The organism is Streptomyces sp. NPDC091271, from assembly GCF_044757505.1.
Lineage (GTDB): Bacteria > Actinomycetota > Actinomycetes > Streptomycetales > Streptomycetaceae > Streptomyces.
On record NZ_JBIVVD010000007.1, the window covers coordinates 37,259 to 63,187 of the forward strand.

Consider the following 25,929-nt stretch of genomic DNA (forward strand, 5'->3'; position numbering starts at 1 on the left):
GTCAGGCACCTCGCGAGGGCGGCAGCGGCCGTACCGTACGCGGGCCCGTGCACCGGGCCCCGTGCGCCTCGACCCGCTGCCGCAGCCCGCGGTCGGCGGTGACCACGACGCAGGGCCGTACACCGTGGGCGGCGGCGGCCAGCGGCGATCAGATCGTCCCCGCTGCCGGACGCCGCCTCCACCCGCACGCCCGGCACGGACATGACCTGCCGCGCGGCGCCCTCCACGACGAGCACGAGCTCGACGGGACCGGCGTGGCCGGGCAGCCCCTCGGTGGCGTACGGGACCAGGGAGACCCGCAGCCGCTCGGCGGCGCCGTGCCGGTCGCGCCACCAGCCTCCCCCACAGCCTTCGGCGTGGGAGGTGCCCCCGGTACGGACCCCACCACATTGGCGGCGTCGACGATCACCAGAGTGCTCTCACCGGTCATCCCGGAAGGATGCCAGGTCAGCCGCCGGTGGCCGGAGACTTCTTGGCGGACTCCGGAATCGTGCCGTCCGTGCGGATCGCCTTCCAGAGGGTGTCGGCCTGCGGCTGCACGGCCACGACGCGGTTCGGGTCCTGCGTGTCGTAGGCGACCGGCAGCATGATCGTCTCCATCGTGGAGGGGTCGACGCCGTTCATCGAGCGGGCGAACTCGCTGAGGGAGGTCAGGGAGGCGAGCCCCTCGTCGGTCGTCAGCGACTTGGTCGCGGAATTGGCGATCTTGTACGTGGTCGTCGGACTGCCCAGCAGGTCCTGCGACTTGACCTCCTTCAGCAACGCCATCAGGAACTGCTGCTGCAGCCCGATGCGGCCGAGGTCGCTGCCGTCGCCCACGCTCTTCCGGGTCCGCACGTAGGCGAGGGACTCGGTGCCGTTCAGCTTGTGCTCACCGGCCGTCAGGTCGAGCCCGGAGGCCTTGTCGTGGATGGGCTCCTCGACGTCGACGGTGACGCCGCCGATCGCGTCGACCAGATCCTTGAACCCGGCGAAGTTGATCTCCATGTAGTGGTCGATACGGACCCCGGACATCTTCTCCACCGTCTTGACCACGCAGGCCGGGCCCGCGAGGGAGTAGACGGCGTTGAACATCTCGCGCTTCTTCTCGGGCAGCTCCGAGCCGTCGGCCGTCGTGCACTTCGGCCGGGTCACCAGGGTGTCGCGCGGAATGGACACGGCGACGGCCTCGGACCGGCCCTCGGGTATGTGCACCACCATCGTGGTGTCGGACCGCCCCCCGCTGACGTTGCCGCCTCCGCCCAGCTCCTTGTTCTCCGCCCCGGCGCGTGAGTCGGAGCCGAGGACGAGCAGGTTCTGACCGGTGGTGGGGAGCTTCTCGGGACGGTCCTCGCCGAGCGCCTTGTTGATGTCGACGCCCTTGATGTTGCCGTCGAGGTCCTGGTACATCCAGTAGGCCGTGCCGCCGCCCGCGAGCAGGAGAACGAGCAGGACCCCGAGCGTGATCTTGAGGCCGCGGCGGCGCTTGCGTTCCTTCTTGCGGCCACGCTTCGGTGCTTCCGCCCGTCGTGAGGCACGTCCGCCCGCAGGCACCACGTCGTTGCTCATCCTGTTCGAGTCCCTTGATCTCGCGGCCCGGTAGGGCTGTGGCGGGTTGGACTCGGGTGGGGGGAGGAGCCGGTCCGACTTCAGTGGTGCGTAGCACTATAGACAGCCTATCGAGCATGCGTGCGAGCACTGTGCGGCTTCATGCGCGCCACGGGTCCCCCCGCGAGGCCGCCCACCAGCACCGGACCGTCACCGTTCGGGCACTGAAAATTCTCTCATGTGAGGGACTAGTATGTGCCAGATTCGAAATCATGCGCGATGCGCCGGACGCCTGGAAAGGTGACTGCGGAAATGCTCGGACAGGATGCCCGCGCGACCCCGAGGGTTGCTCCCGGGGCAGACGCATTGCAGGGCATCTGGCTCACCCGGGGCAAGGAGGGCCGCCTCACGGCGTACGCGTCGGCCGAGGGCGGACTCCGGCGCTGGACCGAGAGCCGGCCCGGGAGCCTGGAGTGGGGGCAGCCCCTGCTCGTCCCGGTGGCCGGCCTCACGCATCTGTCCGTCACTCAGGACGAGAACTCCTACGTGCACTTCGTCGGGCGCCGGGAGCGCGTGACCGCGAACCGCCGGACCGTCGTGGACATCGTGTACGCCATCCAGTACCAGTCGGGGCGCCCGGTCACCGAGTGGCGTTCGCTGGGGAATCCGCACAAGGACGCGCAGGAGGCCGCCGGGCTCGGCCGGCCTGCCGCCGTGGTGACCGCTGCGGGAATGGTGCACATCTTCGTCCGGAAGGCAGACGGCGGTCTCAGCCTCCGGCGGGAGCAGAGCGACGGCAAGTGGCGGGGCTGGGAGGACCGCAAGGGAGTTGCGGGCATCGAGGGAGGCCTTGCCGCCATCGCCCTTTCCTCGGGCCGTATCGAGTTGTTCGCGACCACCGCCGACGGGACGCTGCACTGGTTCCAGAAGGAGGCCGGCGGAGGGCTGGGTGACGGGTATCCGTCACGTCTCGCGGTGACCCGGGACACCTTGGCGGTCCTGGAGACCGGGCCCGACCGGCCAACCTTCTACTGGACCGATCCCGGCGGCCGAGGAGTTGTCGCCTACCGGGCGGGAGGGTGGCCGATCGCTCTGGGCGGCGCACCGGGAGAGGGTCCCCATGTGGCGACCCGCACCTTCCTGGACGGCTACGACTGCACGGTGCTGGCCCATCGCGGCGCGGAGGGCACCGCCGTGGTGGGGGTGGGTGTCACCGAGGGGGAGGACAACGGTGTGTGGTGGTCGGACACGGGGGTGCGGTGTCTGGCCGCACCGGCACTCGCACAGGACGCGTTCGGCAGGCTCGTGGTGACGGTCATCGACGAGCAGGGAATCCCGAAGGTGGCCAGGCAGACGGACGAACCGGGGCTGACGCTCTCGGAATGGCGCGCTCTCTGATATCCCACGGGGCCGAACTTCCGGCCTCGCGTCCGCGTCGCGGCGCTTGAGACCTTCTCCGTCAGATCGGTCGGCGAGACCAATGGTTGTGCGCCGGGCAGTATGGCGTGTGTCACGCGCTTCTGTCGAGCGCAACGCATGATCTTGCACCGAATCTGCACGTTGACATCCTTTAATGTTCACTTAAGATTTGCGTCTGAAGCGACAGTTCGAGAGCTGAGCCGCGAGCGCTCGACGGGGGTGCCCGATTCCGGGTCGACGACGACTCGACCGGGCAGTGCGCGGAAGCTGGGAAGTCGAAGTGGTGCAGGTGGTTTCTCCTGCCTCGAACTGGAGTGTGAATGATGGTCGCTGAGCAGCCCCGCTTGAGTGTGATCGTCCCGTTCCAGGACGTTGAGACCTACCTCGCGGAGTGCCTTGAATCCATCGCGAGGCAGACGTTCCGCGACTTCGAAGTGATCATGGTCGACGACGGATCGACGGATTCGTCCACGGCGATAGCTGAGGGGTTCTGCGCCGACGACCCCCGCTTCCGGCTGATACGCCAGGAGGCGAACGGCCCCGGGCACGCGCGCAACACCGGGCTGCGCGCGATGCACCCGGCCGGCGAGTTCCTGGTGTTCGCCGACGGCGACGACGTCATTCCCGAGTACGCCTATGAACTGCTCATCCGCACGCTCTCCGAGTCCGGATCGGATTTCGTTTCCGGAAACGTGCAGATGATGAATTCCACGACGAAGTGGCAATCCCCCCTGCACAAGGGACCGATGCAGCGGGATCGCAAGGGCACCCACATCACCCGCTTCGAGGCGCTCATCTATGACCGCACCGTCTGGAACAAGGTGTTCCGGCGGAGCTTCTGGGACTATCACTTCATCCAGTTCCCCGAAGGGGTTCTCTACGAGGACTCCTGGGTCAACATGTTCGCTCACTTCAAGGCCGCCAAGGTCGATGTCATCACCGACATCGTCTACTTCTGGCGAAGACGGGACGGCGGAGCCGCCCCGTCGATCACCCAGAGACACACCGAGCTCAGCAACCTTCAGGACCGCGTCGCGGCGGTCCAGTCCGTGAGCCGCTTCCTCGGGCAGCACCGCTCACGCTCGTTCCGGGACCACAAGCGGAAGTACGACCTCGCCTGCCTGAAGTCGGACCTGATGCTGCACCTGAAGGTTCTTCCCGACGCGGACGAGGAGTACCGGGACGCCTTCATGTACGCGGCCCAGGACTTTCTCGGTGAGGCCGACGACGACATCATCGAGGAACTCCCCGCGGACGCCCGAGTGAAGTGGCTCCTCGTCCACCAGGGCCGGCTCGGCGAGCTCCTGGACGTCCTCGAGTTCGAGCGGAAGGGCGGCCCGCTGCCTGTCCGCAGGCGGTTCCGCCGTTATCTGAACTACCCGCATCTGGGAAACCGGGAGACGGGCCTCTACAAGCGCGACTACCGGCTCGACAAGGAGTTGTCGCCCTTCAGTTCGCTCACGGGCGCCCGGTGGACCGGTGAGTGGCTCACCCTGTCCGGGTCCGCCTATGTGCGCTTCATCAACGTGCACAAGCGGCACATGTCCACGAAGATGCTGGCCCTGCGGAACAAGAAGACGGGCAGCACGCTCGTCAACCTGGCAAGGACCACCTACTACCCGCAGGCCACCGAGTACTCTAACCAGAACCGCTACTGCTACGACTGGGCAGGCTTCGAAAGTCGCTTCGACACCACGCGTCTCAAGAAGAAGGGCGAGTGGGTCGAGGGCACCTGGGACGTCGCGGCGGGTGTCTTCAGCCGCGGGCTGTTCCGCTACAAGAGCATCGGACGCGGTGGGGCGGGCTTCGCCGCCAACCCGCCGATCCGCTATGTGGACAAGAACACGCGCATCGTGCCGCTCTTCGTCCAGGGCGGTCTCAAGATCCGCGTCGAGAGAGTGCGCTGCCGCATAACCAGGCACCGCGTGGTGGGCCAGTATCTCGAGCTGGGAGGCGTCTACCTCGGACCCAAGATCCCGGAGTGGGGGAAGCTCCGCGTCACCAGTATGAACGGCGCGGGGCGGCACGACGCCTGGATGTCCTTCCAGCCCGGCGGCGAGGGGTGGTGCACCTTCGTCGCACGGATCCCCCTGAACAGCCTGGTGCCCGGTTCGCGGGGATCGGGCGACGGATCCGTACCGCAGGCATGGACCATGGGAAGCAACGGCTGGAAGACGACCGTCCATCTGGAGGGGCGTAAGTCACCGCTGTACCCCGTGATGGCCGAAGACACGGACGACGGCCACTACCGGATGCCCGAAGGACTGCAGACCGACGACGGCGACCGCGAGATCGTCGCCCACCGCAACGGTTCGGGTTACGTGGTCCTCTTCGAGCGCTCCGCCCTGCCCCTGGTCACCGACTACTGCTGGCGCGAGGACGGTTCGCTCGAGATCATCGGCCGGTACTTCTGCGCGGACCGGATGGCCCCACGCGAGAGGAGCGCCGCCCACGTGGTCGTGCGGTCACGTGCCCATGGCGCCGAGCGCGCGGTGGCCATCGAATGGGACGGTCATCGCTTCCGCTGCGTGGTCACCCCCGCGGCGATGCGGACGCTCGCAGGGGCCATCCCGCTCGCCGCGGGCCGCTGGGACTTCTTCCTGCGCCGTCAGGACCCCTCCGAGGTGGCGCCGGACGAGCGCCTGCCCGACCTCATGCTCAAGATCGAGCAGAGCCTTATCAGCACCTTTCCGCAGGAGATCGAGACGCACGGCAGGGGATACGACCTCCAGGCCGAGGCCTACGACCGGCTGTCGCTGCTCGTCCGCTCCGCGATGGCCGAGGACGCCCGGGGGCCGTACCGGCAGAAGCTGCTGCGCACCAGGAGCTACCCCCAGGCCCGCCGCCAGCCGATCAGGCCCGCCGTGCTGTTCGACGCCTTCAAGGGCACGCAGTACTCGGACAGTCCACGGGCGGTCCACGAGGAGATGGTCCGCCGCGGAGTCGCGCTGGAGCACCTCTGGGTGGTCCGCGACGACCAGGTCCAGGTGCCGCCGACGGCGAGACCCATCCGCATGTGGTCGCTGGAGTGGTACGAGGCGCTGGCCACCTCCCGCTACGTCGTCGCCAACAACCACCTCCCCGACTGGTTCGAGAAGCGCGCCGAGCAGGTGGTCGTGCAGACCTGGCACGGCACCCCGCTCAAGAAGATCGGCCACGACATCGAGGCCGTCCACTTCGCCGACCAGCGCTATCTGGAGCGGGTCGCGAAGGAGGTGCAGAACTGGGACATGCTGGTCTCCCCGAACAGCTTCTCCACGCCCATCCTCAAGCGGGCCTTCCAGTTCCCCGGAGAGATGGTCGAGTGCGGCTACCCCCGCAACGACATCCTGCGTCGCCCTGGCATGGAACGGCGGGCGGAGGAGATCAGGCAGCGCATCGGACTGCCTCCGGGGAAGCGCATCATCATGTACGCCCCCACCTGGCGCGACGACCAGTTCTACGCACCCGGCAAGTACAAGTTCGACTTCCGGATCGACCTCGACGACGCCCGTGAACGGCTCGGTGACGATCACGTGCTGATGGTCCGCCGGCACCCCAACGTCGTGGACCCGGTCCCGGGCGCCGGGGACGGATTCGTCTTCGACGTGTCCGACTACCCGGACATGGCGGATCTCTCCCTCATCGCCGACGTGATGATCACGGACTACTCGTCCCTGATGTTCGACTTCGTCAACACCGGACGTCCCATCCTGTTCTTCACGTACGACCTGGACCACTACCGGGACACGCTCCGGGGCTTCTACTTCGACTTCGAACAGAGTGCTCCTGGGCCGCTGCTGTTCGAATCCGCGGAACTCATCTCCGCGATCGAGGACATCGACCGCATCCAGGAGGGCTACGCCGACCGCTACCAGTGGTTCCAGGAGGAGTTCTGCGACCTGGACGACGGGTACGCCTCGGCTCGCCTGGCGGATCACATCCTCGTCGCCGGAGGCGATCTCGACCCGTCCCGGCCCCAGGCCCCGGCGACGGAAGCGCACAGGCCGGCCGACAACCGCGGGATCCTGTCGCGGGCCGGTAACGACGCGGTGAGGGCAGTCCTGCATCCGGAGGGCGGCGTACAGCAAGCCCCGTACCCCCCGGCCGGATCGCAGTACCAGGTGAGAATGGATTCCGCTCATGTCTAACGCAGCTCCGGCCGGCCGCGAGATCTTCACCGGTGTGGAAGCGTCGGGGAAGTTCCCCATCGACTACAAGTTCACGCATGCGAGGAACGGCAACCGGCGCCTGATGGTCGTCTTCGCCAACCTCAACGCGCCCGACGAGTACGGGTGGGGCAACGGAGTACTCGACAAGACGCGGTCCAACATCCTCTGGATACGCGACAAGTTCGACGGTGTGAACAGTTACTACCTCTGCAAGGACATGGACTTCTCGCTCGAGGAGTCCGTCATCGGTCTCATCTCCCGCGTCATGCACGCGCTGGAACTGACTCCGGACGACTGCATCATGTTCGGCAGCTCGAAGGGCGGCACCGCCGCCCTGTACTACGGCCTGAAGTACGGTTTCCGCGACATCGTGGCCAGCGTGCCCCAGTTCGCGATCGGCTCCTTCGTGAGGGAGCACATGAAGCCCACCGCCCGCTTCATGATGGGCGAAGGAGTGCCGGAGCACAACGTCGGGATCATCGATTCGCTGCTCCCCGACACGGTGTGGCAGAGCACCAACCGCGACGCCAACATCTACCTGATCTCCTCACCGCAGGACGAGCAGTACAAGCAGCATGTCGAGCCGTACATCGGGCACTTCCGCGATTACAGCAACTTCAACTTCATCTACAACGACTCCCCCCTCATCGCCGGGCACGGCAAGGTGACCCTGCGGAACCTCCCCGTCATGCTGGGGCTGGCCAACCTCCTCGTCGACGGCGTCACACCGCGCATCGGGACCATCCGCAACGGCTACGAGCAGCCGGGCCGCAGCACCGCGGGCATCGACGACTACCTCAAGTCGACCTCCCGGCTCAAGGACACGTTCACCGCGCCCACCGTCCACGCGCCGGTATCGGGCGGGACCACGCCCGGGCGGATGGTTCCGTTCACCGGATCGGCACCCGGCGCGGTGCGGGTGAGCCTCTGGGAGAACGGGAAGTTCTTGTCGTCCCCCCAGGTGGGGCCCGACGGCAACTGGAGCTGGGACCCGGGCCGCGAGTGGCCGGTGGGCAAGCATGTCATCCGCCTGTTCGCGGTGGACGCCGCCGGCTACCACTCCCCGCGGACCGAGATCGTCTTCAGCGTCCCGCAGATGAGTGCCACTCCGGTGCCGGCGGCACCGGATCCGGTTCCGGTGCGGGGCGGCGCAGAGGACCTGATGGGCACGGGCCGTCTGTTCTCCGCCCAGGCGCCGATGACGCCTCCCCTCGCACCGGTCGTCGCGGTACCGGCGCCCGGCCAGCAACTGCCGGGAACCGCCGTCGCCTTCAGCGGCTACGCCCCAGGCGCGGTCCGGGTCGAGTTCGGCGAAGCCGGCGCAGCTCTGGGTACCGGCCACGTCACGCCGGAGGGCACCTGGGTCTGGGAATCCGGCTGGCCCTGGGCCGAGGGCCCGCACACGGTCGAGTGCTTCTGTGTGGACGCGGCCGGCAACCCGTCCCGCCCGGTCTCGATCGCCTTCACCGTGGTGAACGTCTACGCCGTGCCGGCGAACGGCGCCTACCTCGACGGGCGTTACTGACGCGACTACGCGGCCCCCACCAGATCGGAGACCTCCCGAACCATGTCCCAACCAGCTTCCGGCGGCGCCCCGCTCAGCGGCATCGAGACCTCCGGGACGTACCCGGTCCAGTATCGCTTCTCCCACGCGAAGAAGGGCAACCAGCACCTGGTGGTGGTCTTCGCCAACTTCGCCGCTCCCGACGACTACGGTTGGTCGAACGGGGTCTTCAGCAGCCTCCGGTCCAACATCCTCTGGATCCGGGACCAGTTCGACGGCCACAACAGTTACTACCTCTGCAAGGGGATGGACTTCGACCTGGAGCGGTCCGTCGTCACCCTGATATCGAACGTGATGACGTCGCTGGGCCTCACACCGGACCAGTGCACCATGTGGGGCGGATCCAAGGGCGGCAGCGCGGCCCTCTACTTCGGGCTGAAGTACGGGTTCCGCAACATCGTGTCGATCGTCCCGCAGTTCCGGATCGGCACCTACCTGGAAAAGCACCCGAAGGTCGCCGAGTACATGATGGGACAGGTCACGGAGACCAACGTCCACATTCTCGACAACGTGATCCCCGACCTGGCACGCGCCGGGGCGAACCGTGGTGCCAACATCTATGTGCTTTCCTCACCGCAGGACGAGCAGTGGCCGGTGCAGGTGGAGCCCTATCTCGGGCTTTTCAACGGCTACGAGAACTTCAACTTCATCTTCAGCGACTCCCCTCACATCCCCGGTCACACTCAGGTGACCCGGCGGAACGTCCCCATGCTCATGGGGTTGATCAACTTCCTCATCGACGGCATGGCTCCGCGCCTCGGCTTCGCCGTGAACGGCAGGGAACAGCCGGATGCCGACAGGTCCGGCATCGACCGCTACCTCAACGAGACGTCGCAGGTGCGCTCGTCCTTCCCCGCGCCGGTGGTCTTCACGCCTTCGCCAGGCCAGGCCCAGGCACAGACCGTGCAGTTCACGGGCGCGGCGCCCGGCGCGGTGCGCGTGAGTTTCTGGGAACACGGAAAGTTCCTGGGATCTCCCAACGTCGCGCCCGACGGCACCTGGTCCTGGGATCTGGGCAAGCCCTGGTCCCAGGGCGACCACACCGTTCGGGTCTTCGGTGTGGACGCCACGGGTTTCGCCTCCCCAGCAGCCGAAATCCTGTTCACCGTCCCGGCACCAGGGTCCGCGTCGGCCAGCATGCTCCCTGAGCCCGGGCTCCCCGTACCGGCACAGCATGGGGCCGGTGCGGCCGCCCCGGGGCCGGTGATCTCGGTGCCGGCCGTCGGCCAGCAGATGCCCGGCCCGGTCATCGGACTCATGGGGTACGCGGAGGGCGCGGCACACGTGGAGTTCGTCGAGGACGGAATGCGGCTGGGGGCGGCCCCGGTCGCACGCGACAGCAGATGGTCATGGGAATCCGGTTGGTCCTGGGCCGAGGGGCAGCACACCGTGGAGTGCTACGCGGTGGACATGCACGGCAACATGTCCCAGCGGTCCGTGGTCACGTTCAGCGTGGTGTACGCCTACGCCTCACCGGCGTCGGATCCGCACCTCATGCGGGGTTACCGACCTGCATGATCAGAGCCAGGTGGTCCGACGCCCCCGTGCCGCGGACGGAGCAGCGGGTCCGCGGCAGCGCGGTGAACAGGTAATCGACCTTGTGGCCGGTGCTGTGCGTGGACCTGCCGCTCCGCGAGGCGGCTGACGTCTGGTCGCATTCCCGGTAGGTCCGGTAGGTGCCGTACGGCCAGATCCAGCTGTCCTTGTCGCCGCTCCTCGGCGGTGCGCTGTTCAGGTCGCCGCCGAACACCGTGCGCTCGTCCGCCGCATCCGCCAGCGACTTCAGCTGGTCGTCGCGGAACTCCCGGTCGGCGTGCGCCCGGTCGCCATTCGGCAGACTGAGGTGCGCGTTGCACACCCGTACGGCGAGGGTGGCTGCCGTGGCGCAGATGATTCCCCGGTGCAGCCCGACCGCCGGCTGCCGGGTGGGCACCGCCGAGACACGGGTGAGCGAGGAGAGGGCGAGAATCGCGAGGCCCGCCGCCCCCTGACGGGCTTGTGCGCACAGGACGTCCGCGCGCCGCCCCTCGGTGTCCTGGACGGCATAGGGGAGGAAGGTGCTGTTCCAGCCGTCCCCCAGCTCCTTCCGCGCGTCTGCCAGGTCTCCGGCGCAGACCTCCTGCAGCATCACGACGCGCGCGCCGTCGGTGACGGCCAGCCGTTTCAGCGCCCGGATCTTCTTCGCGCGGGTCCCGGTCTCATCGCAGTTCCACTGCCGGACCCCGCACATGTTCCAGGTCGCGATACGCAGTTGTCCCGGCGCGGCGTCCGGGTCCGCCGCCCGGGTGGCGTGCAGTGGATGCGACAGCCCGAGGAGGAGAGCGCACACCGTCAGCACCGGCCACCTGCGGTGGGACGGCGCTGCGGGGCCCTTCGGTAGCTTTCCGGCGCGACGCCGCATGACCTGTTCTTCCCGCCTGCCCGAGCCCGAACGAGGACGGGCCGTACGGAAATGATCCCGTACGGCCCGTCCATGGGGAAATCGCGGTTACGCCGGGACGCTGGCCACGCCCTGAGCCAGGAACGGCTTGCCGTTCACCCGCTCCGAGACGCCCTCGCGGTCCAGGTACGGCGTGATGCCGCCCAGGTGGAAGGGCCAGCCCGCGCCGGTGATCAGGCAGAGGTCGATGTCCTGGGGCTCGGCGACGACGCCCTCGGCCAGCATCAGGCCGATCTCCTGGGCCACCGCGTCCAGGACGCGGTCACGGACCTGGTCCTCCGTCAGGACGGTGTCGCCCTGCTTGAGGAGCGCCGCGACCTCCGGGTCGAGCTCCGGCTTGCCGGAGTCGTAGACGTAGAAGCCGCGCTTGCCCGCCTTGACGACCGCCGCGAGGTTCTCGGAGACCGTGAAGCGGTCCGGGAACGCGCGGTTCAGGGTCTCGGAGACGTGCAGGCCGATGGCCGGGCCTACCAGCTCCAGCAGCACCAGCGGGGACATCGGCAGGCCGAGGGGCTCGATGGCCTTCTCCGCCGTCTCGACCGGGGTGCCCTCGTCGATGATGTTCTGGATCTCGCCCATGAAGCGGGTGAGGATGCGGTTGACGACGAACGCCGGGGCGTCCTTCACCAGCACCGCGGTCTTCTTCAGCTTGCGGGCGACACCGAAGGCCGTGGCCAGCGAGGCGTCATCGGTCTGCTCACCGCGGACGATCTCCAGGAGCGGCAGGATCGCGACCGGGTTGAAGAAGTGGAAGCCGACGACCCGCTCGGGGTTCTTCAGCTTCGACGCCATCTCGGTGACCGAGAGGGACGAGGTGTTGGTCGCCAGGATCGCGTGCGCCGGGGCGACCGCCTCGACCTCCGCGAACACCTGCTGCTTGACGCCGATCTCCTCGAAGACGGCCTCGATGATGAAGTCGGCGTCGGAGAAGCCCTCCGCCTTGTCCAGCACACCGGAGACCAGGGCCTTGAGGCGGTTGGCCTTGTCCTGGTTGATGCGGCCCTTGCCGAGCAGCTTGTCGATCTCGGCCTGGACGTAACCCACGCCCTTGTCGACGCGCTCCTGGTCGATGTCCGTGAGGACGACCGGGACCTCGAGGCGGCGGAGGAAGAGCAGGGCGAGCTGGCTGGCCATCAGGCCCGCGCCCACGACGCCGACCTTGGTGACCGGGCGGGCCAGGGACTTGTCCGGGGCACCGGCCGGGCGCTTGGCGCGCTTCTGGACCAGGTTGAAGGAGTAGATCCCGGAGCGGAGCTCGCCGCCCATGATCAGGTCCGCGAGGGCCTGGTCCTCGGCGTCGAAGCCGGCGCCCAGGTCGCCGCTCTTCGCCGCGGCGATGATCTCCAGCGCGCGGTACGCGGCCGGGGCCGCCCCGTGCACCTTGGAGTCGGCGATCGCCTTGCCGCGGGCGACGGCCTGGTCCCAGGCGTCACCACGGTCGACCTCGGGACGCTCCACCGCGATCTCGCCCTTGAGGACGGAAGCGGTCCAGATCAGCGACTGCTCCAGGAAGTCCGCGCCCTCGAAGATCGCGTCGGCGATCCCGAGCTCGAAGACCTGCTTGCCCTTGAGCTGACGGTTCTGGTTCAGCGAGTTCTCGATGATCACCGAGACGGCGCGGTCGGCGCCGATCAGGTTGGGAAGCAGCGCGCAGCCGCCCCAGCCGGGGACCAGACCGAGGAAGACCTCGGGCAGCGAGAACGCGGGCAGCGCGCTGGAGACGGTGCGGTACGAGCAGTGCAGACCGATCTCGACACCGCCGCCCATGGCCGCGCCGTTGTAGTACGCGAACGTCGGGACGGCGAGGCCGGACAGCCGGCGGAAGACGTCGTGGCCGCCCTTGCCGATGGCCAGCGCGTCCTTGTGGTCCTTGAGGAGCTCGACGCCCTTGAGGTCGGCGCCCACCGCGAAGATGAACGGCTTGCCGGTGACGCCGACGCCGACGATCGCGCCGTCGGCGGCCTCCTTCTCGACCTGGTCGACGGCGGCGTTCAGGTTCGCCAGCGACTGCGGGCCGATGGTGGTCGGCTTGGTGTGGTCGAAGCCGTTGTCCAGCGTGATGAGGGCGAAACGGCCCGCACCGCCGGGAAGGTCGAGGTGGCGCACGTGCGCCTGCGTGACGACCTCGCCGGGGAACAGCTCGGCCGCGCCCTTCAGAAGCTCAGTGGTGGAGCTCACTTGTTGCCTCCGTTGAAGTTCGGGTTCTCCCAGACGACCGTCGCGCCCATGCCGAAGCCGACGCACATGGTCGTCAGGCCGTAGCGGACCTCCGGCTGCTCCTCGAACTGGCGGGCCAGCTGAGTCATCAGGCGGACGCCGGAGGAGGCGAGCGGGTGGCCGTAGGCGATCGCGCCGCCGTACTGGTTGACGCGCTGGTCGTCGTCCGCGATGCCGTAGTGCTCCAGGAAGGCGAGCACCTGCACGGCGAAGGCCTCGTTGATCTCGAAGAGACCGATGTCGTCGATGGAGAGACCGGCCTTGGCGAGGGCCTTCTCCGTCGCCGGGATCGGGCCGTAGCCCATGACCTCCGGCTCGACACCCGCGAAGGCGTACGACACGAGGCGCATCTTGACCGGGAGGCCCAGCTCGCGGGCGGTCTCCTCGGAGGCGAGCAGCGAGGCGGTGGCGCCGTCGTTGAGACCCGCGGCGTTACCGGCCGTGACGCGGCCGTGGGCGCGGAACGGGGTCTTCAGGCCGGCCAGCGACTCCAGGGTCGTGCCCGGGCGCATCGGCTCGTCGGCGGTGACCAGGCCCCAGCCCGTCTCCCCGGCTTCGGCGTTGGTGCGGCGCACGGAGACCGGCACCAGGTCCTGCTGGATCTTGCCGTTGGCGTACGCCTTGGCGGCCTTCTCCTGCGAACGGACCGCGTACTCGTCGGCGCGCTGCTTGGTGATCGAGGGGTACCTGTCGTGCAGGTTCTCCGCGGTCATGCCCATGAAGAGGGCGGACTCGTCGACCAGCTTCTCCGACACGAGGCGCGGGTTCGGGTCCACGCTCTCGCCCATCGGATGGCGGCCCATGTGCTCGACACCGCCGGCGATGACGACGTCGTACGCGCCGAAGGCGATGGAACCGGCCGTCGAGGTGACGGCGGTCAGGGCGCCCGCACACATGCGGTCGATGGAGTAACCGGGTACCGACTGCGGCAGACCGGCCAGGATTCCGGCGGTGCGGCCGAGCGTGAGGCCCTGGTCGCCGATCTGCGTGGTCGCGGCGATGGCGACCTCGTCGATCTTCGCGGGGTCCAGGTCCGGGTTGCGGCGCAGCAGCTCCCGGATGGCCTTCACGACGAGATCGTCGGCGCGGGTCTCGTGGTAGATGCCCTTCGGGCCCGCTTTGCCGAACGGGGTGCGGACGCCGTCGACGAAGACGACGTCCCGGATGGTACGAGGCACGGTGGCTCTCCTCCAGGGTGCGGGATGGCACTGCTGCGGGCGCACGCATCGGCGCGCCACGACCCTCATGCTACTTGCGGGTAACCGGACTGCCCACCCCCCACCACCGGAGCGGTGAACGTCACATGCGGAGGGGGGCCGGGAAGACCGGGTAACTGGCGTGAATTCGATCCTCCTCGACGGACCGGCCCGGGGTGCGGCCCCGACACGCGTACGCCCCCTGCCGGATCCGGCAGGGGGCGTACGCGAGTGGCGCGGTGTCAGGCGCTGGTGTCCAGGGCGCGCAGCAGCAGCGGGCCGACCTGTCCGATCTGCCAGTGGCGCGCGCCGTGCCCGGCCAGCGCGGTCTCGACCGCGTCCGGGGTCAGGACCTTGGGCGGCTCCCAGCAGATCCGGCGCACGGTGTCGGGGGTGATCAGATTCTCCTGCGGCATGTGCAGCCGTTCGGCGAGCTCCGACACGGCGGTCCGGGCCGCCGACAGCCGGGCCGCGGCGGCCGGGTCCTTGTCCGCCCACGAGCGGGGCGGCGGCGGACCGGCGGGCTGCTGGCCGGGCTGGGGAAGCTCCGACTCGGGCAGCTCCTTGGCCCGGTCGACGGCCGCCTGCCACTGCTCCAGCTGACGGCGCCCCATGCGGTGCCCGAAGCCGGGCAGCGCGGTGAGGGCCTGCACATTCGCCGGGAGCGCCAGGGCCGCCTCGATGATCGCGGCGTCGCCGAGCACCTTGCCGGGGGAGATGTCACGGCGCTGCGCCACCTGGTCACGGGCGGTCCACAGCTCCCGGACGACCGCGATCTGACGGCGGCGCCGCACCTTGTGCATGCCGGAGGTCCGGCGCCACGGGTCCTTGCGCGGGGGAGCGGGCGGTGCCGAGGCGATCGCGGCGAACTCCTCCAGCGCCCACTCCAGCTTGCCCTGCCGGTCCAGCTCCTCCTCCAGGGCGTCGCGCAGGTCCACCAGCAGCTCGACATCGAGCGCGGCGTAGCGCAGCCAGGGGTCGGGAAGGGGGCGGGTGGACCAGTCGACCGCGGAGTGGCCCTTCTCCAGGGCGTAGCCGAGGACGTTCTCCACTATGGCGCCGAGGCCGACGCGCGGGAATCCCGCCAGGCGTCCGGCGAGCTCCGTGTCGAAGAGCGAGGTCGGGGTCATGCCTATGTCGCGCAGGCAGGGCAGGTCCTGGGTGGCGGCGTGCAGGATCCACTCGGAGCCGGTGAGGGCCTCACCGAGCGTGGACAGGTCGGGGCAGCCGACCGGGTCGATCAGTGCGCTTCCCGCGCCCTCGCGGCGCAGCTGCACGAGGTAGGCGCGCTGGCCGTAGCGGTAGCCCGAGGCGCGCTCGGCGTCGACGGCGACGGGGCCGGTGCCCGCGGCGAAGTCCGCGACCACCCGGGCGAGCGCGTCGTCGGTCGCCACCACCGGGGGGATGCCCTCGCGCGGTTCGAGCAAGGGGATCGGCGCCGGGGCGACGTCGTCCGGGGGAGCGCCCCCGGTGGTTCGCAGTGAAGTGTCTGCTGCGGTCTCTTGGGCGTCGGTCACATGCCAAGGGTATCTGTGTATGTGCGTCGCCCGTCGACGGAACGTTCCGTCGACGGGCGGCCATGCACGTAAACCGGCCGGTTACGCATCCGCGCAGGTGCCGGCAGGTGGGGTCTCTCGTTTGGATCATGCTGGCCTCGTGGGGTCCTGCCCAGCCTGATCCGGACGAGAGGCCCCGGGGTCAGTGGATGATGCCCGTACGCAGGGCCACGGCGACCATTCCGGCGCGGTCTCCGGTGCCGAGCTTGCGGGCGATGCGGGCGAGGTGGCTCTTGACCGTGAGGGCGGAGAGGCCCATCGAGACGCCGATGGCCTTGTTGGACTGGCCTTCGGCGACCAGGCGGAGCACCTCCACCTCACGGCCGGAGAGTTCGCGGTAGCCGCCCGGGTGGCTCGGGGAACCGGGAGGCCTGCGGTGCATACGGGCGGCATTGGCGCCGATCGGGGCGACGCCGGGACGGGTGGGGTGGCCGATGTTGGTACGGGTGCCGGTGACGACATAGCCCTTCACGCCGCCCGCGAGGGCGTTGCGAACCGCGCCGATGTCATCGGCGGCGGAGAGGGCGAGGCCGTTCGGCCAGCCGGCGGCTCGGGTCTCGGACAGCAGGGTCAGCCCGGAACCATCGGGCAGGTGGACGTCGGCAACGCAGATGTCGCGCGGGTTGCCGACGCGGGGGCGGGCCTCCGCGATGGACGACGCCTCGATGACGTCACGAACTCCGAGGGCCCACAGATGGCGGGTGACGGTGGAACGGACGCGCGGGTCGGCCACGACGACCATGGCCGTCGGCTTGTTCGGGCGGTAGGCGACCAGGCTTGCGGGCTGCTCGAGGAGAACGGACACCAGGCCTCCTGGGGAGTGGAGTGGCGGGACGGGCCGGCTCGGGGATGAAGCCGGGGCGAACCGTGCTTGAAGGGTCATTGACCTCTTCGGCAGCAGGTGCGTCCTCCTTTAGGGGAAGATCACGATTTAGTGAGTAACAATTCGGGCAAATAGGACGCGCGATCGATTGTACGAAAAGAGAGCCGGTCCACGTGCGACCGGCTCCCCACGAAAATGACGCAGCGTTATGAGACCTGCGGCCCGCGCCTCTGGGGCAGCGTCACCACCGCCGCGTCGGAGGTGTCCGACGGCGGCAGTCCGGCGAGCTGGCAGAGCAGATCGCCCCAGGCGGCCAGGTGTGCCGCCGTGTCCGGCACCCCGCCCCGCCCCTCGCGCGGCGTCCAGGAGGCCCGGATCTCGATCTGCGTCGCCGGGCGGCGCGCGGACAGCGCGCCGAAGTAGTGCGAACCGGCGCGCGTCACCGTCCCGCCGGCCTCCCCGTACGAGAGGCCCCGGGCGTCCAGAGCGCCCGTGAGCCAGGACCAGCAGACCTCGGGCAGCAGGGGGTCGGCCGCCATCTCCGGTTCGAGTTCGGCGCGTACGAGCGTCACCAAGCGGAACGTGCCCTGCCAGGTGTCGTGTCCGGCCGGGTCGTGCAGGAGGACCAGGCGGCCGTCGGCGAGATCGTCCTCGCCCTCCACGACGGCGGCCTCCAGGGCATACGCGTGCGGGGCGAGCCGCTGCGGCGGCCGTGTCGGCTCGACCTCCAGTTCGGGGCGCAGGCAGGCGGAACGCAGCGCGTCGACCGCCGACCGGAACGCGGGCGGGACGCCGTCGCCGTCCGCGCCCTCCTCGCTGTCAGTGCCATCGGAATGATCGGAAAATTGTCCCTGAGCCGGAGCCATGCGGGGAAGAGTAGGCGGAACCGGAGCGCGGTGCAGGGAGGGACACCCATGCGGCGTCCGGCTCGTTGTCACTCCGTGCGAAGATTCTGTGCGTGAGTGCCAACGACCTTCCCCAAGAGCTCAGCTCCGTCCGATCAGGGGAGGGCCCGTCCTCGGGCCTGCGGACGACCCCCGCCACCCATGACTCGGCGTTCCTCAAGGCGTGCCGCCGGGAGCCGGTGCCCCACACCCCGGTCTGGTTCATGCGTCAGGCGGGCCGCTCGCTGCCCGAGTACCTGAAGGTGCGCGAAGGCATCCCGATGCTTGAGTCCTGCACGATGCCGGAGCTCGTCGCCGAGATCACGATGCAGCCCGTCCGCCGCCACAAGGTCGACGCCGCGGTCTATTACAGCGACATCGTCGTCCCGCTCAAGGCGATCGGCATCGACCTCGACATCAAGCCCGGCGTCGGACCGGTGATCGCCGAGCCGATCCGCACCCGCGCCGACCTGGCCCGGCTGCGCGACCTCACCCCCGAGGACGTCTCGTACGTCACCGAGGCCATCGGCCTGCTCACCGCCGAGCTGGGGTCCACCCCGCTGATCGGTTTCGCGGGCGCACCGTTCACCCTCGCCAGCTACCTCGTGGAGGGCGGCCCCTCCCGCAACCACGAGCGCACCAAGGCCCTGATGTACGGCGACCCGGAGCTCTGGGCCGATCTGCTCGACCGGCTCGCGGAGATCACCGGTGCCTTCCTGAAGGTCCAGATCGAGGCCGGCGCCTCCGCGGTGCAGCTCTTCGACTCCTGGGTCGGCGCACTGGCCCCGGCCGACTACCGCCGCTCCGTGATGCCGGCCTCCGCGAAGGTCCTTGACGCCGTCGCGTCGTACGGCGTCCCGCGCATCCACTTCGGCATCGGCACCGGCGAGCTGCTCGGCCTCATGGGCGAGGCGGGCGCGGACGTCGTCGGCGTCGACTGGCGCGTCCCGATGGACGAGGGCGCCCGCCGGGTCGGCCCCGGCAAGGCACTCCAGGGCAACCTCGACCCGGCCGTGCTGTTCGCGCCGACCGAGGTGGTGGAGGCGAAGACCCGCGAGGTGCTCGACGCCGCCGCCGGTCTCGAGGGCCACATCTTCAACCTCGGGCACGGCGTCATGCCGGCCACCGACCCGAACGCACTGACGCGGCTGGTGGAGTATGTCCACCAGCAGACCGCCCGCTAGTCAGCCGCCCGCCGCCCGCACCGCCGACACGGCCTTGCGGGCGGCCACCAGGACCGGGTCCCAGACCGGGGAGAACGGCGGGGCGTAGCCGAGGTCGAGGGCCGTCATCGCCTCCACCGTCATCCCGGCGGTGAGCGCCACGGCCGCGACGTCCACGCGCTTCGCCGCCCCCTCGCGGCCGACGATCTGCACGCCCAGCAGCCGGCCGGTCCGGTACTCCGCGAGCATCTTCACCGTCATCGGCTTCGCCCCCGGGTAGTAGCCGGCGCGGCCCGTCGACTCGATCGTCGCCGTGACGTAGCGGAGGCCGACCGCGCGGGCGTCCTTCTCGCGCAGCCCGGTCCTGGCGATCTCCAGATCGCAGACCTTGCTCACCGCCGTACCCACCACCCCGGGGAACGTGCCGTAGCCGCCGCCCACGTTGGACCCGATGATCTGGCCGTGCTTGTTGGCGTGGGTGCCGAGCGCGATGTGCCGGGTGCGGCCGGCGACGAGGTCCAGGACCTCGACGCAGTCCCCGCCCGCCCAGATGTCGTCCTGCCCCACGACCCGCATCGACAGGTCCGTCAGGAGGCCGCCGTGCGGCCCCAGCGGCAGTCCGGCCTCGCGGGCCAGGGCGGTCTCCGGCTCGACACCGATACCGAGCACCACGACGTCCGCCGGGTAGCTCCCCCCGTCCGTGACGACCTCCGTGACCCGGCCGTCCGGGCCGGTGCCGATACGGGTGACCCGGGCGCCGTTGACCGTGGTGATGCCCAGCCCGTCCATCGCGTCGTGGACCAGTTTCCCCATGTCCGGGTCGAGCGTCGCCATCGGCTGCGCACCGCGGTTGAGCACCGTCACCTCGAAGCCGCGCTTGAGCATCGCCTCGGCCATCTCGACGCCGATGTAGCCCGCGCCGACGACGACCGCCCGGCGCCCCGGAGCCCGTTCCAGCGATTCCAGGAGCGCCTGGCCGTCGCCCAGGGTCTGCACGCCGTGGACGCCCGGGGCGTCGATCCCGGGCAGCTCGGGGCGCACCGGCCGGGCGCCCGTGGCGATCACCAGCTTGTCGTAGCCCGTCCAGTACGTCTCGCCGCTGTCGCGGTCCAGCGCCCGTACCCGGTGCCCGGCGACGTCGATCTCCGTCACCTCGGTGCGGGTGCGCAGATCGATCGAACGGGCCCGGTGCTCCTCGGGGGTACGGGCGATGAGGTCGTCCGGCCCCTCGACGTCGCCGCTCACCCAGTACGGGATGCCGCAGGCGGAGTACGACGTGAAGTCACCGCGTTCGAAGGCGACGATGCTCATCGCGTCCGGCCCCTTGAGCCTGCGGGCCTGCGACGCGGCGGACATGCCCGCCGCGTCGCCTCCGACGACCACCAGTCGCTCCGCCGTCATGTGCCGGGTCCCTTCGCCGCCGTGTGCAGGGTCAGGGGCCCACGCTACGACGCCTACGGGGCCGGCGGGGCCTGTGGCGTCTCCGGCGCCGGCTCCCGGGACGTCGTGCGGCGTCGTGGCGGACGGCCGCGGAGCAGTCGCCACAGGAGCACCAGGACGGCCGCCGCGGCCAGGAACGGCGCCGTGGCGCCGAGCGCCACCGCGATCCACCGCAGCATCGTCACGAAGGCGTCCCAGCCGCCCTCCAGCGCGTCCAGGAAACCGGTGTCCTCGTCCTCGGGGTCCTTCCCGTCCTCGTACGGCTCGCTGAGTTCGAGCGTGACGGTCGCGAGCGAGGTGCGATCCTTCAGCGACGCCTGCTGGGCGAGCAGGGACTCCAAGTCGGACTGCCGACTGCTCAGTTCGCCCTCCAGCGTCACCACGTCGGTGAGCTTCTCGGCCTTGTCCATCAGGTCACGGACCCGCGCGACGCTCGCCCGCTGCGTGGCGATCCGGCTCTCGACGTCGACGACCTGCCCGGTGACGTCCTTCGCGTTCGACGTACGCGACAGCAGCTTCCCCGACCCGGCGAGGCCGCTCAGCACCTCCTCGTACCGGGCCTGCGGCACGCGCAGGACGAGATGGGACATGTCGTGGGTGTCGTCGACCCGTTCCGTGGTCTCGTCCGCCACGATCCCACCGGCGTCCTCCGCGGCGCTCCGGGCCGCGGCGACAGCCTTCGGCACGCTCTTCACCTCGATGGAGAGCGTGGCCGTGCGGATGACGTGGACCGCGACCGTGGAACCCGGATCCGGCGCCGAGGAGGCCCCGTCGGCGGGCTTCACCGCCGACTTCCCGCCGGCGCCGGCCTCGGCGGGCGCCGCCGCCTTGTTGTCGCCCGCGGATCGCGGTTCCCGCGTGCCGCTGTCGCCGGAGGCGCCGCACGCGCCGGTGGCCATGAGCACCACGAGCAGCCCGGCGGCCGCCGTCACGCGTGACCCGCGGCGGCCGGGGCGAGTGGGTGGATGACTGTCCGTGTGTCGGTCGAAAGGCATAACGCGTCCCCCCAGGGCCGTTGTTGATGGTGCCGGTTCGACGTACGTGGCCCGTGCGCGGGTTTCCTGTCAGCGGTTTCGAAGCGGTCACGTTCGGGACTCGGCGCGGGTTTGAGAGAGTGGACCCATGCAGGGTTCTTCTCAGCGCGACACCATACGTACGGGCCACGTCGTCGTCATCGGCGGCGGCATCGCCGGACTCGCCGCCGCCCACCGGCTGCTGGACTCCGGCCTCAGGGTCACCGTCCTGGAGGCGACCGAGCGGCTCGGCGGCAAGCTGATGACCGGCGAGATCGCGGGCACCCGGGTCGACCTCGGTGCCGAGTCGATGCTCGCGCGCCGGCCCGAGGCGGTCGGGCTGGCCACCGCGGCCGGACTCGGCGACCGGCTCCGGCCGCCCGCCACCGCCACCGCGTCGGTCTGGACCCGCGACGCCCTGCGCCCCATGCCCAAGGGCCATGTGATGGGCGTGCCGGGCGACCCGTCGGCGCTCAGCGGCGTGCTCTCGCCCGAGGGCCTGGCCCGGATCGCCGAGGAGCGCGACCTCACTCCGACCGCCGTCGGCGACGACGTCGCGGTCGGCTCGTACGTCGCCGACCGGCTCGGCCGTGAGGTCGTCGACCGGCTCGTCGAGCCGCTGCTCGGCGGGGTGTACGCGGGTGACGCCTACCGGATCTCGATGCGGGCGGCCGTGCCCCAGCTCTTCGAGGCCGTGAAGGAGGGCGGCCCGCTCCTCGACGGCGTACTCCGCATCCAGGAGAGGGCCGCCGCCCGGCAGCAGACCGGACCGGTCTTCCAGGGCATCGAGGGAGGCATCGGCACCCTGCCGGGCGCCGTGGCCGACGCCGTACGGGCCGCAGGCGCCGAGATCCTCACGGAGACACCGGTGCTCGGCCTGACCCGGACCGGCGAGGGCTGGGACGTGCGCACCGACAGCCGGGTGATCGCCGCCGACGCCCTCGTCCTGGCCACCCCGGCCTGGTCCGCGTCCACCCTGCTCGCAGCCGAGTGCCCGGCCGCCTCGGTCGAGCTCGCCGCCGTCGAGTACGCGTCGATGGCCCTGGTCACCATGGCCTTCCGGCGCACCGACATCGAGGACACCGAGGCGCTCCGGGGGCGCTCCGGGTTCCTCGTGCCCCCCGTCGACGGGCGCACGATCAAGGCCGCCACCTTCTCCAGCAACAAGTGGCAGTGGGCCGCCGACGCGGCCCCCGACCTCTTCGTGCTGCGCACCTCCGTCGGCCGCTACGGCGAGGAGGAGCACCTGCACCGTGAGGACTCCGAGCTCGTCGCCGCGTCCCTGGGCGATCTCGCCTCCGCTGCCGGGCTGACGGCGAGGCCCGTGGACACCGAGGTCACCCGGTGGATCGGGGGGCTGCCCCAGTACCCCGTGGGCCACCTCTCCCGCGTCGCCAGGATCCGCGAAGAGGTCGCCAAGCTGCCCGGTCTGCGGGTGTGCGGAGCGGTGTACGACGGCGTCGGGATCCCGGCCTGCGTCGCGAGCGCGCACCGCGCCGCGGACGAGATCGTCCAGGACCTGACGGGTCCGGACACGAGGGAGATCGACAACACGCCGCCCCGGGTTCGGGGCACCGGGAGCGAGGCGGGACAATAGCCGTATGAGTGCGCCAGAAAAGCTTCCGAACGCAGGCAAGAAGGCCAAGGACCTCAACGAGGTCATCCGCTACACCCTGTGGTCCGTCTTCAGGCTGAAGGACGTCCTTCCCCTGGACCGCGCCGGTTACGCCGACGAGGTCCAGGAGCTGTTCGACCAGCTCGGGGCCAAGGACATCACGGTCCGCGGCACGTACGACGTGTCCGGTCTCCGGGCCGACGCCGATCTGATGATCTGGTGGCACGCCGAGACCTCCGACGAGCTCCAGGAGGCGTACAACCTCTTCCGGCGCACGAAGCTGGGCCGCGCACTCGAGCCTGTCTGGTCGAACATGGCGCTGCACCGCCCCGCCGAGTTCAACAAGTCGCACGTGCCGGCCTTCCTGGCCGACGAGACCCCGCGCGACTACATCAGCGTGTACCCCTTCGTGCGCAGCTACGACTGGTACCTGCTGCCCGACGAGGACCGCCGTCGTATGCTCTCGGACCACGGCAAGATGGCCCGCGGCTACCCCGACGTGCGCGCCAACACGGTCGCCTCCTTCTCGCTGGGCGACTACGAGTGGGTCCTCGCCTTCGAGGCCGACGAGCTGTACCGCATCGTCGACCTGATGCGTCACCTGCGGGCCTCCGAGGCGCGGCTGCACGTCCGCGAAGAGGTCCCGTTCTACACCGGACGCAGGAAGTCCGTCGCAGACTTGGTGGCCGGACTCGCATAGCCAGCGTTTCCGGTCATCCCGACCCGGAAGATCAGTTGGCGGGCAACGGCGCGTGTGACGCCGCCCGTCGTTCCAGCGACACCGGGTCCGGTGCCGGGTACACATCGGCCGACGGCCGGCGAACTGTCGTGGCTCGCGGGGGAGTCAGCCATTCCTCTCCGCGGGCCGCCGCTCCTCGCCGGTCCGGCCGATGTGTCCCGGCCCGTACAACTGGATAGGACAGCACGAGGGCCGCCCCCGACGCCGGGGGCGGCCCTCGTGCTGCACGGCCCCCGACCGGGGGTTCAGCCGCCGGTCCGCGCCCTGCTCAGCATCGCCGCCCGCAGGCCCGGGTCCTCCAGAGCTCCCACGCCCCTCACCGCCACCGCAGCCAGGAGATCACGGTCCGCGCCGCGCACCGGGGCCGGCAGCGAGTCCAGCCAGCGCTGCCCGGACGGGGAGGCCCACGGGCTGTGCGGATGGTTCTCCGCCCGCGCGATGGCCAGGCAGCCCAGCGTCAGTACGAGCGGCAGCCCGAACCACGCGGCCACCGGACCGGCGTCACCCGTCTCCTGACCGGGCATCAGCATGGCGGCGACCGCCAGGGCCACCACCAGCACCGACGCGCCCCGCACGGCCCGCACCGCCGACTCCAGACCCGTGCGGGTCCCGTGGGGCACGGCGAGGCCCGCCGCGACGAGGCGGTCGGCGAGGGAGAGTACGGCGTCGGCCGCAGCCGCGGCGGCCCGGGTGGGGCCTATCCGGGACTGTCCTTCCGGGCCGATCACGCGGATCACGGTGCGCTCGACCTCGTCCCGGCCCTCCGGATCGACGACCGTCGCCCAGCCCGTGTGGGCGAGCAGCAGGCGCCGCCGCAGATGCATGGAGACCAGCGCGAGATCGGCCACCCGCTGCGGCCCGCCGGCCAGGAACGCCGTCTCGTACAGATTGAGTTCGGGGGCGGCGGGCATCCGCGCGGCACGAGGCTGCCGCTGGGCCGCACCCGCGGTGAGGAGGCACAGCCGGATGCAGGAGACGGCGGCGGCGCCCCATGCGACCAGAAGAAGCAGGACCCAGAGCATGGCCGAGTTCTATGCGAACCGGCAGGGAAGCGCCATAGGTTGTTCACGATATGGACCAAACTCGGTCACGGACGGTCATGGGTGGCTGAATCCATACGCCTGCCGACCCCGTCCCCTCACGAGCCGCCGCCGCAGCTGGACCCTCCGCCGGAACTCGACCCGCCGCCGCAGCTGGATCCACTGCCGGAACTCGACCCGCCGCCGCAGCTGGATCCACCGCCGGTACTCGACCCGCCGCCGCAGCTCGATCCCGAACTGCACGCGGAACCCGTCCCCGAGTGACCGCCTCCGCCGCTGGACCCGCCGCAGCTCCCACCGCCGGGGCCCGCCCCGGCGCACCACACCACCGGCACGAACGTGACGGCGGCGGACGAGGAGACCGATGAGGAGCGCACGGCGGGCCGCTGCCTGGCCGCAGCCACCAACTGACCCTGGAGCTCGGGGTAGGGGAGCGCGGCCAGCCCCCGGGTGGCCACCAGGTGGGCCGGGTCGGTCACATGGGCGTTGGCCACCCGGCAGCTTTCGGCTGCCCTGCGGCCCGCCCCGGTGATCCGTGCCCTGGCCGACGCCGCGGTGGCCAGACCGACCCCGGCCCCGGCCACGAGCGCGGGCAGCACCTTCAGGACGAAGGGGAACGGCAGGTCCCCGTACGAGTCGTGCAGGGCGTACTGCGCGACGGTCAGCGCGATGGCGACCGGGAATCCCACGAGGCACCCGATGCCCAGGGTGAGCGCCCAGGCACGGCGGGCCCGGCTCTCGCCGGGCGCGACCAACAGCCCCCGGGCGGCCAGACCGTCGCCGATCTCCTGCACCGCCGGATGCCGCATCACGGCCTCCCGCAGGGTGTGCAGCGCGCCGTTCGGGGCCGCGGCCAGCTCCTGGAGCACGGCGCGCTCCACGGCGTCCCGGGCCTCGGGCCGCTGGACCACGACGATGCCGGGCCCACCGATGCTCAGCCGCCCGTCGGTGTGCATGCGGGTCAGAGCGGTGTCCACGACCCTGGCCGGGCCGCCGCTGAGAAAGGCCTGCTCGGAGAGGTCGTGCACATACACGGCGGTGCCGCTGTCCCGCAGGCCGACGCGGCGCGTCGCGACGACCAGGAGCGTGCAGGAGACGGCCACGGCCAGGGTCAGCAGAAGGGCAAGAGCGTTCATCCGGAG

General features: G+C 70.2%; 18 protein-coding genes and 1 pseudogene. 7 read left to right on the top strand and 12 right to left on the bottom strand.

The features are described from left to right. Position 1 precedes the first annotated feature (1 nt). A pseudogene (locus ACIQM3_RS27220) lies at positions 2-430 on the bottom strand (NTP pyrophosphohydrolase). 17 nt (positions 431-447) lie between these two features. Continuing rightward, positions 448-1,548 (bottom strand): LCP family protein, encoded by a 1,101-nt coding sequence (locus ACIQM3_RS27225; RefSeq protein WP_401628493.1) that lies wholly within the window; start codon positions 1,546-1,548, stop codon positions 448-450. Positions 1,549-1,839: 291 nt separating this feature from the next. Between ACIQM3_RS27225 and ACIQM3_RS27230 the strand changes: the two genes are divergently transcribed. From ACIQM3_RS27230 to ACIQM3_RS27245, 4 genes are all read left to right on the top strand, one after another. Continuing rightward, the gene (locus ACIQM3_RS27230; protein ID WP_401628496.1) at positions 1,840-2,925 is read left to right on the top strand and encodes a hypothetical protein; all 1,086 of its coding nucleotides are present in this window, start codon (positions 1,840-1,842) and stop codon (positions 2,923-2,925) included. A 371-nt stretch (positions 2,926-3,296) separates the two neighbouring features. Then, complete coding sequence (locus ACIQM3_RS27235) at positions 3,297-7,076, top strand: CDP-glycerol glycerophosphotransferase family protein (RefSeq protein WP_401629763.1); 3,780 nt, start codon at positions 3,297-3,299, stop codon at positions 7,074-7,076. Further along, a complete protein-coding gene (locus ACIQM3_RS27240; protein WP_401628498.1) occupies positions 7,069-8,622 on the top strand; it encodes a hypothetical protein in 1,554 nt (517 codons plus the stop codon). The genes ACIQM3_RS27235 and ACIQM3_RS27240 overlap by 8 nt, the downstream gene beginning before the upstream one ends. A gap of 42 nt (positions 8,623-8,664) precedes the next feature. After that, entirely contained in the window at positions 8,665-10,179 is a 1,515-nt protein-coding gene (locus ACIQM3_RS27245) for a hypothetical protein (protein WP_401628501.1), read from the top strand. Here ACIQM3_RS27245 and ACIQM3_RS27250 read toward each other — a convergent pair. The 6 genes from ACIQM3_RS27250 to ACIQM3_RS27275 all read right to left on the bottom strand — a co-directional run bounded on the left by ACIQM3_RS27250 (position 10,154) and on the right by ACIQM3_RS27275 (position 17,759). Then, positions 10,154-10,999 carry an endonuclease/exonuclease/phosphatase family protein gene (locus ACIQM3_RS27250; RefSeq protein ID WP_401628504.1) on the bottom strand — a complete coding sequence of 282 codons (846 nt, stop codon included), beginning with the start codon at positions 10,997-10,999 and terminating at the stop codon, positions 10,154-10,156. The two genes, ACIQM3_RS27245 and ACIQM3_RS27250, sit on opposite strands and share 26 nt — an antisense overlap. 150 nt (positions 11,000-11,149) lie before the next feature. Continuing rightward, positions 11,150-13,279 (bottom strand): 3-hydroxyacyl-CoA dehydrogenase NAD-binding domain-containing protein, encoded by a 2,130-nt coding sequence (locus ACIQM3_RS27255; RefSeq protein WP_401628507.1) that lies wholly within the window; start codon positions 13,277-13,279, stop codon positions 11,150-11,152. Then, a complete protein-coding gene (locus ACIQM3_RS27260; protein WP_362938973.1) occupies positions 13,276-14,496 on the bottom strand; it encodes an acetyl-CoA C-acyltransferase in 1,221 nt (406 codons plus the stop codon). Before ACIQM3_RS27260 ends, ACIQM3_RS27255 begins: the two co-directional genes overlap by 4 nt. A gap of 260 nt (positions 14,497-14,756) precedes the next feature. Continuing rightward, positions 14,757-16,031, bottom strand: coding sequence for an HRDC domain-containing protein (locus tag ACIQM3_RS27265; RefSeq protein ID WP_401628509.1), 1,275 nt, complete (start codon positions 16,029-16,031; stop codon positions 14,757-14,759). Positions 16,032-16,212: 181 nt separating this feature from the next. After that, on the bottom strand, positions 16,213-16,875 hold the full coding sequence (locus ACIQM3_RS27270; protein ID WP_033300087.1) for a response regulator transcription factor: 663 nt from the start codon (positions 16,873-16,875) through the stop codon (positions 16,213-16,215). A 224-nt stretch (positions 16,876-17,099) separates the two neighbouring features. After that, entirely contained in the window at positions 17,100-17,759 is a 660-nt protein-coding gene (locus ACIQM3_RS27275) for a DUF3000 domain-containing protein (protein ID WP_401628512.1), read from the bottom strand. Between the two features lie 92 nt (positions 17,760-17,851). Between ACIQM3_RS27275 and hemE the strand changes: the two genes are divergently transcribed. Continuing rightward, positions 17,852-18,961, top strand: coding sequence for a uroporphyrinogen decarboxylase (gene hemE, locus ACIQM3_RS27280; protein WP_401628515.1), 1,110 nt, complete (start codon positions 17,852-17,854; stop codon positions 18,959-18,961). Here the strand turns inward: hemE and ACIQM3_RS27285 are convergent, their stop codons facing one another. Both ACIQM3_RS27285 and ACIQM3_RS27290 read right to left on the bottom strand, forming a co-directional pair. Further along, positions 18,962-20,341, bottom strand: coding sequence for an FAD-dependent oxidoreductase (locus ACIQM3_RS27285; protein ID WP_401628517.1), 1,380 nt, complete (start codon positions 20,339-20,341; stop codon positions 18,962-18,964). Between the two features lie 53 nt (positions 20,342-20,394). After that, positions 20,395-21,375: a DUF4349 domain-containing protein gene (locus ACIQM3_RS27290; RefSeq protein WP_401628518.1), complete on the bottom strand. Its 981-nt coding sequence runs from the start codon at positions 21,373-21,375 to the stop codon at positions 20,395-20,397. Between the two features lie 127 nt (positions 21,376-21,502). Between ACIQM3_RS27290 and hemG the strand changes: the two genes are divergently transcribed. Continuing rightward, positions 21,503-22,990, top strand: coding sequence for a protoporphyrinogen oxidase (gene hemG, locus ACIQM3_RS27295; RefSeq protein ID WP_401628520.1), 1,488 nt, complete (start codon positions 21,503-21,505; stop codon positions 22,988-22,990). A 4-nt stretch (positions 22,991-22,994) separates the two neighbouring features. Next, the gene (hemQ, locus tag ACIQM3_RS27300) at positions 22,995-23,708 is read left to right on the top strand and encodes a hydrogen peroxide-dependent heme synthase (RefSeq protein WP_401628523.1); all 714 of its coding nucleotides are present in this window, start codon (positions 22,995-22,997) and stop codon (positions 23,706-23,708) included. Positions 23,709-23,992: 284 nt separating this feature from the next. On the opposite strand, the gene ACIQM3_RS27305 is transcribed toward hemQ, so the two are convergent. Together ACIQM3_RS27305 and ACIQM3_RS27310 are read right to left on the bottom strand one after the other, a co-directional pair. Next, complete coding sequence (locus tag ACIQM3_RS27305) at positions 23,993-24,769, bottom strand: TIGR04222 domain-containing membrane protein (RefSeq protein ID WP_401628526.1); 777 nt, start codon at positions 24,767-24,769, stop codon at positions 23,993-23,995. 116 nt (positions 24,770-24,885) lie between these two features. Beyond that, positions 24,886-25,923 carry a TIGR04222 domain-containing membrane protein gene (locus ACIQM3_RS27310; RefSeq protein ID WP_401628528.1) on the bottom strand — a complete coding sequence of 346 codons (1,038 nt, stop codon included), beginning with the start codon at positions 25,921-25,923 and terminating at the stop codon, positions 24,886-24,888. Between the last annotated feature and the right edge of the window lie 6 nt (positions 25,924-25,929).

What these genes read in the sequence shown, in the direction of transcription:
- ACIQM3_RS27310 (WP_401628528.1), bottom strand. Translation starts at nt 25,923, where the DNA reads ATGAACGCTCTTGCCCTTCTGCTGACCCTGGCCGTGGCCGTCTCCTGC.
- ACIQM3_RS27275 (WP_401628512.1), bottom strand. Translation starts at nt 17,759, where the DNA reads ATGGCTCCGGCTCAGGGACAATTTTCCGATCATTCCGATGGCACTGAC.
- ACIQM3_RS27240 (WP_401628498.1), top strand. Translation starts at nt 7,069, where the DNA reads ATGTCTAACGCAGCTCCGGCCGGCCGCGAGATCTTCACCGGTGTGGAA.
- ACIQM3_RS27245 (WP_401628501.1), top strand. Translation starts at nt 8,665, where the DNA reads ATGTCCCAACCAGCTTCCGGCGGCGCCCCGCTCAGCGGCATCGAGACC.
- ACIQM3_RS27225 (WP_401628493.1), bottom strand. Translation starts at nt 1,548, where the DNA reads ATGAGCAACGACGTGGTGCCTGCGGGCGGACGTGCCTCACGACGGGCG.
- ACIQM3_RS27285 (WP_401628517.1), bottom strand. Translation starts at nt 20,341, where the DNA reads ATGACGGCGGAGCGACTGGTGGTCGTCGGAGGCGACGCGGCGGGCATG.
- ACIQM3_RS27230 (WP_401628496.1), top strand. Translation starts at nt 1,840, where the DNA reads ATGCTCGGACAGGATGCCCGCGCGACCCCGAGGGTTGCTCCCGGGGCA.
- ACIQM3_RS27290 (WP_401628518.1), bottom strand. Translation starts at nt 21,375, where the DNA reads ATGCCTTTCGACCGACACACGGACAGTCATCCACCCACTCGCCCCGGC.
- hemG (WP_401628520.1), top strand. Translation starts at nt 21,503, where the DNA reads ATGCAGGGTTCTTCTCAGCGCGACACCATACGTACGGGCCACGTCGTC.
- hemQ (WP_401628523.1), top strand. Translation starts at nt 22,995, where the DNA reads ATGAGTGCGCCAGAAAAGCTTCCGAACGCAGGCAAGAAGGCCAAGGAC.
- ACIQM3_RS27305 (WP_401628526.1), bottom strand. Translation starts at nt 24,769, where the DNA reads ATGCTCTGGGTCCTGCTTCTTCTGGTCGCATGGGGCGCCGCCGCCGTC.